Raw genomic sequence first — 11,529 nt, forward strand, 5'->3', positions numbered from 1 at the left:
GCGACTCGCTTACTTTATCAGTCCCGCCCGGCTTGTCAATTTCCGGCCGATTCCGATTCCGCAGTTCCCGTCCGCTTTCGCGGCCGTTCCCTGCGGCCCTTCTATTTCACCAGATCCGATCCGATTCACAAAATCGGACCCTTTCCGATGCCATCAGGACACGCGAACACGACGGAACCGAATCCGCAAGATCGTTGATGGTGGCGCACACCGGGCCGTCCACCGCTCATGGCGGCGTCCCGCATCCCTCCAGGCGCGAGGAAGAACGTTACCCGACGGGAGCGGTGCCCGCAACTCGGCGCCGCCGCCGCGTGGCGGGTCCGGGCGCCTGGTCAGCGTCCCGGTTGCTCACTACGCTCGAGGACGACCGGACTGAACGAGATTCGGGTGGCGGCATGAGCGCTCCGCACGACGTGGTGATCATTGGCAGCGGGTTCGGCGGGATCGGGATGGCGATCCGGCTGCTTCGGGCCGGGGTCCGCGACCTGGTGGTGCTGGAGAAGGCCGGCGGGCTCGGCGGGACGTGGCGCGACAACACCTATCCGGGCGCGGCCTGCGACGTGCCGTCCCATCTCTACTCGTTCTCGTTCGAGCGGAAGACGGACTGGAGCCGCAGGTTCCCGCCGCAGGAGGAGATCCTCGACTACCTGTGGCACTGCGCGCGCAAGTACGAGGTGCTCCCCCGCATCCGGTTCGGCACCGAGGTGACGGGCGCGGAGTGGGACGAGGCCGAGAGCCTGTGGCGGGTCGGCACGTCCAAGGGGGAGATCGCCGCGCGCGTGCTGGTCTCGGCGTGCGGGCAGCTGAACCGGCCCGTTTTGCCGGAGATCGAGGGACGGGACGGGTTCCAGGGCACGGCGTTCCACTCGTCGCGCTGGGAGCACGGCGCCGACCTGGCCGGGAAACGCGTCGCGGTGATCGGGACGGGGGCGAGCGCGATCCAGATCGTCCCGGAGCTGGCGAGGACGGCGGCGCGGTTGCACGTGTTCCAGCGGTCGGCGCCGTACGTGATCCCCAAGCCGGACCGTCCGTACCGGGCGTGGGAGAGGGCGCTGCTGCGGACGGTGCCGGGCGTGTACGCCGCGAGCCGGGCGCGGATCTACGCGCAGTACGAGTCGCGGGCGCTCGGCTTCGTGAAGTATCCGAAGCTGATGGGCGCGATGGCGTGGCGGTTCCGGAAGCGGCTGGAAGAGCAGGTCGCGGACGCGGAACTGGTGGAACGGCTGCGTCCGGACTACCCGATGGGGTGCAAGCGGATCCTGCTGTCCGACGACTACTACCCCGCGTTCGGCGAGGAGCACGTCGAGCTGGTGACGGAGCCGATCGAGCGCGTCACGGCGTCCGGTGTGGTCACGGCGGACGGGACGGAGCGCGAGCTCGACGCCATCGTGTACGCGACGGGCTTCGCGTCCACCGAGTTCCTCGCGCCCATGCGGATCGTCGGGCGGGACGGCCGCGAGCTCGACAAGGTGTGGCGCGACGGCGGCCCCTCGGCGCATCTGGGCATCACCGTCAGCGGCTTCCCGAACCTGTTCCTGCTCTACGGGCCGTACACCAACCTCGGGCACAACTCGATCATCTACATGCTGGAGTCGCAGTTCCGGTACGTGGTGGGGTGCGTCGCGGCGATGCGGCGCGCGGGGCTCGACTGGATCGAGGTGCGTCCGGACGTCCAGGACGCGTTCGACGCCCGCATGCAGGAGCTGCTGCGCGCGACCGTCTGGAACAGCGGCTGCCAGAGCTGGTACATGACGGAAGACGGACGGATCGTCAACAACTGGCCGGGCTTCACTTTCGCGTATCGCCGGGCGACGCGCCGTCCCGATCCCCGCGATTTCTTGAGGGGGCGCAACACCGCGGCCGCGTGACGGGACGCGGGATACCCGACCGCCTAGGCTCGACGTCATGCCGACTGCTCTGATCACTGGTGCCACCGCGGGTCTGGGCGCCGCGTTCGCCCGCCGCCTGGCCTCCGACGGATTCGACCTGGTGCTGCTCGCGCGGGACGCCGGGCGGCTCGACGCGTACGCGGGCGAACTGCGCGACAGGTACGGCGTCCACGCCGGGACGCTGCCCGCCGACCTCGCCACCGACGAGGGGATCGGCAAGGCCGAGGAGCGGCTGCGTCAAGGCGTGGACCTGCTGGTCAACAACGCCGGGTTCGGCAACCGGGGCGCGTTCCTCGACGCGCCGGTGGCCGACGAGCTGAAGATGCTGAAGGTGCACTGCGAGGCGGTGCTGCGGCTGACGTACGCGGCGCTGCCGTCCATGCTGGAGCGCGGGCGCGGCGGGGTGGTCAACGTGGCGTCGGTCGCGGCGTTCGCGACGCGCGGCACCTACGGCGCGTCCAAGGCGTGGGTCGTGTCGTTCTCGCAGGGGGCGGCGGCGGAGATCGCGGGCCGGCCGGGCGCGGAGCGGGTGCGGGTCATGGCGCTGTGCCCGGGGTTCGTGCACACCGAGTTCCACGAGCGCGCCGGGATGGACGTCTCGGGCATCCCCGGCTTCATGTGGCTGGAGCAGGACCGGGTCGTGGACGAGGGCCTGCGCGACCTGCGGCGCGGGGTCGAGGTGAGCGTCCCGGGCGTCCAGTACAAGGCGATCGTGGGGCTGAGCCGGGTGATCCCGCCGTCGCTCGTCGGACGGTTCTCGCGCTCCGGCCGCAAGTGGGACTGACCCTCGGAAATCCGAAGCGCCGGGCTCGGCGCGCGGCGGCGGGCGGGCTGAAGACGTCGGACGCTCAGGGGTGAAGGGGTAGGACGCGCGAGACGCGGCGGTGGATGACGCATCCGTCGCCGGAATTCGCGTGAGGGGATTGTCACGGAACCGGGTGACACGGAATGGTGTCTCCCCAAAACTCCCCGCAGTCCTGCCCCGAAAGGTCCCCTCGATGGGCCACGATCTCGGCTACGCAGCCCTCGCCCTGCTCGCGACGAGCACGTATTACGTCGCTTTCGTCGTGTTCCGGACGGCAGCCGGGCGGATGCCGCCCCTGCGGGGCAGCCGTCCGTTCCACGTCGCCTGGACGATGCTGACCGACCCGGTGTGGTTCGGCGGCGGGCTGCTGCTGTTCGCCGGGCTGGCGGGCGAGGTGGTGGCGTTCGAGGCGCTGCCGCTCGCGGTCGTCCAGCCGGTGTTCGCGGTCAGCCTCGTGCTGCTGGTGATCTACGCGGTGTGGGTACTCGGCGAGCGGATGAGCCCCCGCGAGTGGACGAGCGTGGCGCTGTTCGTCGTCGCGACGGTGCTGGTCGGGCTGTCCGCCGGGGAGGGATCGGCGGCGACGGCCGACCGGGGCTGGCGGCACACCCTGGCGGACCCGTGGCCGATGCTCGCGGTGACGCTCCCGGCGGTCGTGGTCGCCGGGCTGGTCTGGCTGGTCGGGGACCGGCGCTCGGGCGGACGGCACGCGCGGCGGCTGGCCGGCGTCGCGTACGGGATCGGCGCGGGCGCGTGCGCGGGGCTCGCCGAGGCGGGCATCCGGGGCATGGCGCTGGTCTTCGACGCCTCGGGGCACGACGTCGCCGCCGTCCTGAACTCGCCGTACCCGTACCTGACGCTCGGGCTCGCGGCGCTGGCGCTCGGGCAGTTGCAGGTGGCGCTGCAACGCTGCCGGCTGGCGATCATCGCGACCGTGCTGACCGTCATCGGCCGCAGCTACCTGGTGCTGGCGAGCACGGTGCTCTTCCACGAGGGCTGGCCGTCCGATCCCGGGCCGTTCGCGCTGCGCACGACCGGTTTCGTGCTCGGGCTGGCGGCGCTGCTGAACTTCCCGCGGCACGAGCGGCGGGACTCCGGCGGCCGTCCGGACGGTCGCCGGGCCGTGCGCCAACTCCAGTGATTGCCTACATTCACTCCATGGCACTCCCTTCCCTCTGGCGCCGTGCCGCTCTCATCGCCGCTGCCGCCGCGTCCGCCTCCGCTCTCCTGCCCGCCGCGTCCGCCTCGGCGGTCGTGCACGGGCGCGCGGTGCCCGCCGAGCGGTACCCGTGGCTGGGGGCCGTCGGCTCGCCGTTCTTCTTCGTCCGTCCCGCCGGGCAGTTCTGCGGCGCCGCGCTTACGGCGCCCGACAAGATGCTGACCGCCGCGCACTGCGTCTCGGCCGTGAGGGGCCTCCCCGGCGTCCTGAAGGTCACGTTCGGACGGAGCGACCTGCGCGACAAGGGCGGTGAGACGGTCGACGTGAAGAGCGTGTGGGTCGATCCGCGCTACCACGAGACGAAGTTCAAGACCGAGGACGTCGAGCATCACGACCTCGCCGTCCTGACGCTGAAGCGGGGCGTGAACCGGCCGACCGTCGCGACGGGACGTCCGGGTGACGCGCGCGAGGGGGAAGTCGTCGGCTGGGGCACCACGTCGGAAACGGACTGGTTCAACACGCGCCTGCACGCGGCGACGGTGCCGTTGCGTGGGGACGCGGCGTGCGCGGCGGCGTACGGCGCGTCTTACGACGCGTCCGACATGCTGTGCGCGGGCTCGCCCAAGGCCGACACGTGCCAGTTCGACAGCGGCGGGCCGCTTCTGGTGAACGGTCGCATCGTCGCGCTGACCTCGTGGGCGTACGGGTGCGCGCGTCCCGGCTATCCGGGCGTCTACGCCCGCGTCTGATTCCCGCCTGCGCGACCCGCCGCGCCGGACAGGCCGCCGGGGAGACCGCCGAGGAGGCCGCTGGGAAGGCCGGGGGACACGCCGGGTCCGGGTGGCGTTGCCGGGTGCCGGTTCGGCCGTCATGCTGGGCGAATGCGGGTGCTGGTCACGGGGGCGGCGGGTTACGTCGGGTACGCGGTTGGGCGGCGGCTGGTCGCGGCCGGTCACGAGGTGGACGGGCTCGTGCGCGCGCCCGACAGGACGCTGCCACCGGGCGTGCGTCCGGTAGTCGGGGATCTGCTCGCGCCGCTCGTCCTGGACGAGACGTACGACGCGGTGTGTCATCTGGCCGCGCTCACGCGCGTGCGCGAGTCGTTCACCGAGCCGCTGCGGTTCTTCACGGCGAACGTGCAGGGCACGGTACATCTGCTGGACGCGCTGACGGGTTCGCCTACGGTCGTGTTCGGCTCGACGGCGGCCGTCTACGGGACGCCCGAGAAGCAGCCGATTCCCGAATCGCAGCCGCCCGCGCCGTCCAGTCCTTACGGGACGTCCAAACTGGCGGCCGAGGAGGTCGTCCGGTACCAGGCGGCTACCGGACGCATCGGCGCGGTGGTTCTGCGGACGTTCAACGTGTCCGGTTCGGTGGACGGACGCGGCGACCCCGACCCGACACGGTTGATCCCGCGCGCGCTTGCCGTGGCCGCGGGGCAGGCGCCGCATCTGGAAGTGAACGGCGACGGTGCGGCCGTCCGGGAGTACCTGCACGTGGACGACCTCGCGCGCGCGTACGAGCTGGCCCTGTCCGCCGGGACGCCGGGGACGCACCGCACCTACAACGTGGGATCGGGCGTGGGCGCGTCGGTCGCGGAGGTGATCAGCGCTGTCGAGCAGGTCACCGGACGGGACGTCCCGGTCGTTCACCGGCCGCCGTCGCCGGAACCTCCGCTGCTGCTGTGCGACGCCGCCGCGATACGCCGTGACCTGGGCTGGGAGCCGGAGCGTTCCAGCCTGGCCGAGGTGATCGGGAGCGCCTGGGAGGCCCTCCGGAGCCGGTAGCGCGCGGAATATCCGGCCTCTCGTTTTTGTTAGCAAGACTAAAGAGAGAGTGCCGGAGGAGCCGCCTCATGACCGTCCAGTCCACGTCCGTCCCGGTGCTGTCGCTGACCGGCGACGCGGAGGCCGCCACGAGCCTCCACTTGGACGCGCTCGCGCCCGGCGAGCACCGGATGGACACCGTGGTCGTCCGCTACCGGGACGACCGGGACGCCGTGGTCGCCCTGCGCGTCGAGTGCGCGGACCCGGCGCCCGCCTCCAGGACCGTCCACGTCGGGGTGTTCGAGCAGGCGGGCGACCTGATGCCGTTCCCCGTCTTCAGCGGATCGCTGCTCGACCTGGCCCGCCGCGACCGCCCGTTCGGCCGCTGGACCGGCCGGGGCGACGGCGACGACCACGAGGTCGTCTACGAGATCTCGACGTCCGTCCCGCGCGACGCCGCGTCCGCGAGCGAGCCCGAGGACCTGACGCTGCACTTCACCGCCACCCCCGCCGCCCACGCCATCCCTGCCGGCTCCGCCGGGCTTGGACCGGCCGTCGAAGGCGGTGGCGAGCCGCCCAGGCGGTGATCGCCTTGGCGATCGTCTCGACGAAGGCCACACCGCGGACGCGTCCGGGGTGCCGGGCCGCCCATGATCGGTCCTTGTGTCCGGTGGTAGGGGGAGATCGGCGGAGCGGGGTCAGGCCCCGGCGCGGGCGGCATCCCGGTCGAGGCGGTCCGTGACCAGTTGGAGGACGCGGGCGGCCGTCCGCAGGTCGTCGGCGGGGATGTCGGCGTAGGCGCGGGCGATGACCTGCCCGGTCTCGGCCCGGACCCGGGCGAACAGCTCCTGCCCGGCCGGGGTGACGGAGTGATCGGCGGCCAGCATCCCGGCGGTGACCAGGTCGTCCAGGATCCGGGGCACGACCGCGGGGTCGGCGCTGCGCAGGGCGCCGGCGAGGCGTCCGGCCAGCGTGCCGGCGCCCTGCGGCTCCCCGGCGGTGGCGGCCAGCGTGAGCGCGATCCACTGCTGCTTGGTGACGCCGGTCGTGGCCAGAGCCCGGGCCAGGACGGCCTCGTGCGCGTTCTCGGCCTGGCCGACGATCTTGGGGTTCAGGGACGCGGTGGAGGACATGGGACGGCTCCTTGCGGATCGGGGGGTGCGGCGTCCTGCCGACGACCCAAATCATGGCACTCAGTCTCGTTTGAAGACAAGTACCGGACGAGACTCGTTCCCTTTAGGTGCTCGGACTCGTTTTGGGCTACGATCCGTCCATGGCGAACACCCGGGAGGCTCCCGCCCACGGCGGCTCGGCCGCGGCGGCCGACGAACGCGCCCTGCCGCTGCGCGAGCGCAAGCGGCTGCGCACGCGCCGCACCCTGGCCGAGACCGCGCTGCGCCTGTTCACCGCCCACGGCTTCGAGGCGACGACGCTGGAACGGCTGGTCGAGGAGGCGGAGGTGTCCAAGAGCACCTTCTTCCGCGCCTTCCCCGCCAAGGAGGCCGTCGCCGTCGAAGCCGAGGCCGAGGTGTGGACGGCCTACACCGCCACCCTCGAAGAGCGCCGCCCGGACGGCGTGGTCCTCGACGGGCTCCGCGACGCCCTCACCGACGCCGCGGTGGCCCTGGACCCCGACTGGGACCGCCGCTACGTGGCCACCCGCAAGCTGATCCTCGCCACACCGGCCCTGCTGGCCTACGTGGACCACCACCGCACCGGCGTCGAACGCCAGGTCGTCGCCTGCCTGGCCGGCGAGCTCGGCCTCGACGACGGCGACCTGCGCCTCCAGGTCCTCGCCGAGCTCACCACCACGGCCTGGAGCGTCGCCGCCCGCGACTGGGTCCGCGACGACGCCCGCGGGGGTCGCGACCTGCTCGTCCAGCGCCTCCACGACGCCTTCCGCGCCATCCCCGCCAGCCTGGACCTGCGGGCATCGGCCAGCAGCGAACCCCCTACCGGCCGGTAACGCGGGACGCAGGCCCTTCAGAGTTGGGCGGCGCCCAGGACCAGCGCGGCGACCGCCACACCGAAGTACGCGCCGGGGAAGGCGATGTTGTGGAACACGCGGGCGCGGACGTGCGCGCCGAGCGCGCAGGCGAAGAACAGCGTGAGCCCGAGTGCCGCGGCGACGCCGAGCCATCGTGCCTCCCGCCCGAGCTCGCCGAGTCCCCCGCCCGGCCACCGCGCGCCCAGCAGACCGATCAGCAGCCCCACGGCACTGGCGGCCTTGAGGACGGCCACGACCGGCAGCAGGCGCGGCGGCATCCGCACCTCGGCGGCGTTGGCCAGGACGAACCCCGCCCGCGCGAAGTCGGCGGCGGCGACCGCGAGGTTGGCCGCGATCGCGACGACGGTCACGGCGACATAGCCGGCGAACATGTCTTCCCTCCCTGAGCCGGACGGCGAACCGGGCACCAGCGTTCTCCGGGGGCCGCCGGATCGTCCAATGCCCGCGTCCATAACCTGGAGGAATGGACTTCGACTCGCGGTTGCTCCGGCAGTTCGCCGCGGTCGCCGAGGAGGGCAACCTGACGGCCGCCGCCGAGCTGACGCGGGTGTCGCAGCCCGCGCTGACCAAGCGGATGAGGCGGCTGGAGGACGTCCTCGGCGTGCCGCTGTTCGTCCGGTCGCACTCGGGGATGGCGCTCACCGGGGCGGGACGGGCGCTCGCCGACCGCGTCCCCGCGCTGCTCGCCGCCTGGGACCGGGTGATGCGCGAGACCAGGGCCGAGGCGCGGCGGTCCGGCCGGGTGCTGCGCGTGGGGTTCGTGGCGAGCGGCGCGAACGAGGCCACGCAGCGGATCGTCGCGGAGTTCGCCGGGCGGCGGCCCGGCTGGCGCGTCGACACCTTCCAGGCTCCCTGGAGCGACCCGAGCGCGGGCCTGGCGTCCGGTGAGGTGGACGCCGCGCTCGTCCGCCTGCCGTTCCCCGGCGCGGACGCCTGGTGCGTCCGCGAGCTGTTCGCCGAACCGCGCTGCGTCGCGCTCGCGGCCACGCATCCGCTCGCGGCGCGGGACGTGATCGCGTTCGAGGAGCTGTGGGACGAGCCGTTCGTCGCCGCTCCCCCGGAGACCGGCGAGTGGCGCGACTACTGGCTCGCCACCGGCGAGCGCGACGGCCGGGCGCCCCGCATCGGCGCGGTCACCGCGCAGCCCGAAGAGTGGCAGAACGCGATCGCGAACGGCTACGGGATCGCGCTCGCGCCGGAGTCCGCGTCCCGCTTCTACGCGCGTCCGGGGATCGCGTACCGGAAGCTCACCGGCGTCTCCCCCAGCCGGGTCGGCGTCGCGTGGCCGCCGCACCGGGACGGCGACCCGGTCGTCCGCGACTTCGTGCGCTGCTGCCTCGCCACGGTGTTCTGACCCGCCCGGCCGGGACGGCTTCGCCTCGTCGCCATCGGGTGATCGCGAACGTGTCGCGCGCCCGTAACCAGGGAGGACGACGCTGACCGGCGGTTCCCGATCCGGTTGGAGGCACGCATGCGACGGCGCGACGTTCTCAGGCTCTCGGTGATCGCGGGAGCGGGGGTGCTCACGCTCGACCCCGTCACGTTCGCGCACGCGGACACGCCGCCCGGGACGTCCCCCGGCGGCGGTGGCGAGGTGACCAGGACGGTCAGCGGCCACCTGCCGACCGGCGCGGCCGACTACGTGTACCTGCCGGTCAAGGTGCCGCGCGGCGTGCGGGAGATCGCGGTCTCCTACACCTACGACCGGCCGTCCGTGCCGTCCGGGACGCAGGGCAACGCGTGCGACATCGGGATCTTCGACGAGCGCGGGACGCAGCTCGGCGGAGGCGGCTTCCGCGGCTGGTCCGGCGGCGCGCGCACCGAGTTCGCGATCAGCGCCGAGCAGGCGACGCCCGGCTACCTCGCGGGACCGGTCAACGCCGGGACGTGGCACATCGTCCTCGGCCCGTACACGGTCGCGCCGCAGGGCCTGGACTACAGCGTGACGATCACCCTGCGGTACGGCAAGGCGGGCTCGACGCCGCGTCCGGCGTACCCGGCGGCGCGGGCCAAGGGACGCGGTCGCGCCTGGTACCGCGGCGACTGCCACCTGCACACCGTCCACTCGGACGGCAAGCGGACCCCGGCCGAGGTCGCCGCCGCCGCGCGCGCCGCGGGGCTGGACTTCATCACCACGACCGAGCACAACACCTCGTCCGCGCACGGCGCGTGGGCCGGGCTGTGGGGCGACGACCTGCTGATCCTGCCCGGCGAGGAGGTCACCACCCGCAACGGGCACGTCCTCGCGATCGGCGTCGAGCCGGGCACGTTCATCGACTGGCGCTACCGCGCGCGGGACGGCGAGTGGGAGCGGTTCGCGCACCGGATCCGGCAGGCGGGCGGGATCGTCGTCCCGGCCCACCCGCACGGCACGTCCATCGGCTCGTTCTGGAAGTACGGCTACGACCAGGCGGACGCCATGGAGGTGTGGAACTCGACCTACTCCCCCGACGACGAGATGTCGATCGGCGACTGGGACAACCAGCTCGTCGCCGCCGCGCGCGGGCGCGGACGCTGGCTGCCCGCGATGGGCAACAGCGACGCGCACCGCGAGCCGCAGGTCGTCGGGCTGCCGCAGACGGTCGTCCTCGCCGACGACCTGTCCCGGCCCGCGATCCTCGCCGGGCTGCGCGCCGGACGGAGCTGGATCGCCGAGTCGTCCAAGGTCGAGCTGGACTTCGCGGTCTCCGGCGACGGACGCAGGGCGGGCATCGGCGAGCGGCTCGCGGCACGCCGGGACCGGCCGGTGACCGCGCGGCTGGAGGTGTCCGGGGTCGGCTCCGGGTGCACCGTCCGGTTCCTGACCGACCAGGGGCCGCTGTTCACCGCCGCCCTGCCCGACTCCGGCAAGGGCGCGTTCGAGTGGCAGACCACGCCGTCGTACGCGACGTACGTCCGCGCGGAGGTCCGGCACGCGGCCGCCGCCGACGGGACGCCCGGCCCGATGGCCGCGCTGACCAACCCCATCTGGATCGACGCCCGCTAAGCGACCCGGAGTCGAGAACCTCACCGAGGCCGCTCAGCGGCTGTCCTTGCCGGGCCCTCCGAGGCGACGTGCTTCGGAGGGCCCGGTTTCAGCGATTCGGCGATTCGGCGATTCGGCCTAAGGAGCCCGGCCTTCATGGGCCCGGTTTCAGGGACCCCACTTCAATGGCTGGATTTCAGTGGCTCGGCTTGCGGGGGCTCAGGGTTTGGCGAAGGTGAGCAGGAACTCGACCTGGCCGTTCTTGTCCACCTGGATGGCGCCGAAGTTCGGCGCGGTCACGCCGAAGTCGGAGAACGTGACCGGGATCTGACCGGTCACCTGGAAGCCGGCCGCCGTGCGCTGCGCCGCGACGTCGAACGTGACGCCGCGGGTCGTACCGTGGACGGTCAGGTTCCCGGTCGCCCTGGCGGTGATCTTCGCCCCGACCGCCGGGGGCGCCGTCCCGAGGTCGATCGGGGCGGTCAGCTTGAACGTCGCGTCCGGATACTGCGCCGTGTTCATGATGTCGCCGCGGAAGCGCTCGTCGCGGCGGCTCTGGTCGCTGGCGACGGACGCGAGGTCCACCGTCCACGTCCCGGCCGTCACCCTCGTGCCGCTGATCACGGCCTCCCCGGTGACCTTCCGGGTGCGTCCGACGGCCGTGGTGCGCTGGCCGAAGAGGTTCTCGCCCACCCGGTAGCCGGCCTGCGAGCCCGCCGCGACCTTCCACGTGCCGTTCAGGTCGGCGACGCCGGCCGCCGTGCCCGTCTCGCGGGTCTGCTCGTCCAGGGAGAGCGCGGACGGCGGCTCGTCCTCGATCAGGTTGATGTAGACGTACGGGCCGCCCACGGCCAGGACGACGGCGGCGGCGACCGCTGCGACCAGCCATTTCTTCCAGTGCCGGGTGATACGGCGCATCCTTCGCTCCTCGCTGGCA

12 protein-coding genes are annotated in these 11,529 nt (G+C 72.9%); 9 read left to right on the forward strand and 3 right to left on the reverse strand.

What is annotated here, in order from left to right; all coding sequences use genetic code 11:
• Nucleotides 1-395: 395 nt before the first annotated feature.
• From ACFPCY_RS30235 to ACFPCY_RS30260, 6 genes are all read left to right on the forward strand, one after another.
• On the forward strand, nucleotides 396-1,868 hold the full coding sequence (locus ACFPCY_RS30235; RefSeq protein WP_378260724.1) for a flavin-containing monooxygenase: 1,473 nt from the start codon (nucleotides 396-398) through the stop codon (nucleotides 1,866-1,868).
• Nucleotides 1,869-1,905: 37 nt separating this feature from the next.
• Complete coding sequence (locus ACFPCY_RS30240; protein ID WP_378260726.1) at nucleotides 1,906-2,673, forward strand: SDR family NAD(P)-dependent oxidoreductase; 768 nt, start codon at nucleotides 1,906-1,908, stop codon at nucleotides 2,671-2,673.
• A gap of 214 nt (nucleotides 2,674-2,887) precedes the next feature.
• Nucleotides 2,888-3,835, forward strand: coding sequence for a DMT family transporter (locus ACFPCY_RS30245; RefSeq protein ID WP_378260728.1), 948 nt, complete (start codon nucleotides 2,888-2,890; stop codon nucleotides 3,833-3,835).
• Between the two features lie 17 nt (nucleotides 3,836-3,852).
• A complete protein-coding gene (locus tag ACFPCY_RS30250) occupies nucleotides 3,853-4,602 on the forward strand; it encodes a S1 family peptidase (RefSeq protein WP_378260730.1) in 750 nt (249 codons plus the stop codon).
• 132 nt (nucleotides 4,603-4,734) lie between these two features.
• Entirely contained in the window at nucleotides 4,735-5,640 is a 906-nt protein-coding gene (locus tag ACFPCY_RS30255; protein ID WP_378260732.1) for an NAD-dependent epimerase/dehydratase family protein, read from the forward strand.
• A 68-nt stretch (nucleotides 5,641-5,708) separates the two neighbouring features.
• Nucleotides 5,709-6,206, forward strand: coding sequence for a hypothetical protein (locus tag ACFPCY_RS30260; RefSeq protein ID WP_378260734.1), 498 nt, complete (start codon nucleotides 5,709-5,711; stop codon nucleotides 6,204-6,206).
• 111 nt (nucleotides 6,207-6,317) lie between these two features.
• On the opposite strand, the gene ACFPCY_RS30265 is transcribed toward ACFPCY_RS30260, so the two are convergent.
• Nucleotides 6,318-6,752 (reverse strand): hypothetical protein, encoded by a 435-nt coding sequence (locus ACFPCY_RS30265; protein ID WP_378260736.1) that lies wholly within the window; start codon nucleotides 6,750-6,752, stop codon nucleotides 6,318-6,320.
• A 140-nt stretch (nucleotides 6,753-6,892) separates the two neighbouring features.
• Between ACFPCY_RS30265 and ACFPCY_RS30270 the strand changes: the two genes are divergently transcribed.
• Nucleotides 6,893-7,585 (forward strand): TetR/AcrR family transcriptional regulator, encoded by a 693-nt coding sequence (locus ACFPCY_RS30270; RefSeq protein WP_378260738.1) that lies wholly within the window; start codon nucleotides 6,893-6,895, stop codon nucleotides 7,583-7,585.
• 17 nt (nucleotides 7,586-7,602) lie between these two features.
• Here the strand turns inward: ACFPCY_RS30270 and ACFPCY_RS30275 are convergent, their stop codons facing one another.
• Nucleotides 7,603-7,998: a DoxX family protein gene (locus tag ACFPCY_RS30275; protein WP_378260740.1), complete on the reverse strand. Its 396-nt coding sequence runs from the start codon at nucleotides 7,996-7,998 to the stop codon at nucleotides 7,603-7,605.
• Nucleotides 7,999-8,090: 92 nt separating this feature from the next.
• On the opposite strand from ACFPCY_RS30275, the gene ACFPCY_RS30280 reads away from it, so the two are divergent.
• Nucleotides 8,091-8,981, forward strand: coding sequence for a LysR family transcriptional regulator (locus tag ACFPCY_RS30280; RefSeq protein ID WP_378260742.1), 891 nt, complete (start codon nucleotides 8,091-8,093; stop codon nucleotides 8,979-8,981).
• Between the two features lie 117 nt (nucleotides 8,982-9,098).
• Nucleotides 9,099-10,613 (forward strand): CehA/McbA family metallohydrolase, encoded by a 1,515-nt coding sequence (locus tag ACFPCY_RS30285; RefSeq protein WP_378260744.1) that lies wholly within the window; start codon nucleotides 9,099-9,101, stop codon nucleotides 10,611-10,613.
• Nucleotides 10,614-10,811: 198 nt separating this feature from the next.
• Here ACFPCY_RS30285 and ACFPCY_RS30290 read toward each other — a convergent pair whose 3' ends face one another.
• A complete protein-coding gene (locus tag ACFPCY_RS30290; protein WP_378260746.1) occupies nucleotides 10,812-11,510 on the reverse strand; it encodes a YceI family protein in 699 nt (232 codons plus the stop codon).
• Nucleotides 11,511-11,529 lie beyond the last annotated feature (19 nt).

It is taken from the genome of Actinomadura gamaensis (genome assembly GCF_042652125.1).
Taxonomy (GTDB): domain Bacteria; phylum Actinomycetota; class Actinomycetes; order Streptosporangiales; family Streptosporangiaceae; genus Spirillospora; species Spirillospora gamaensis.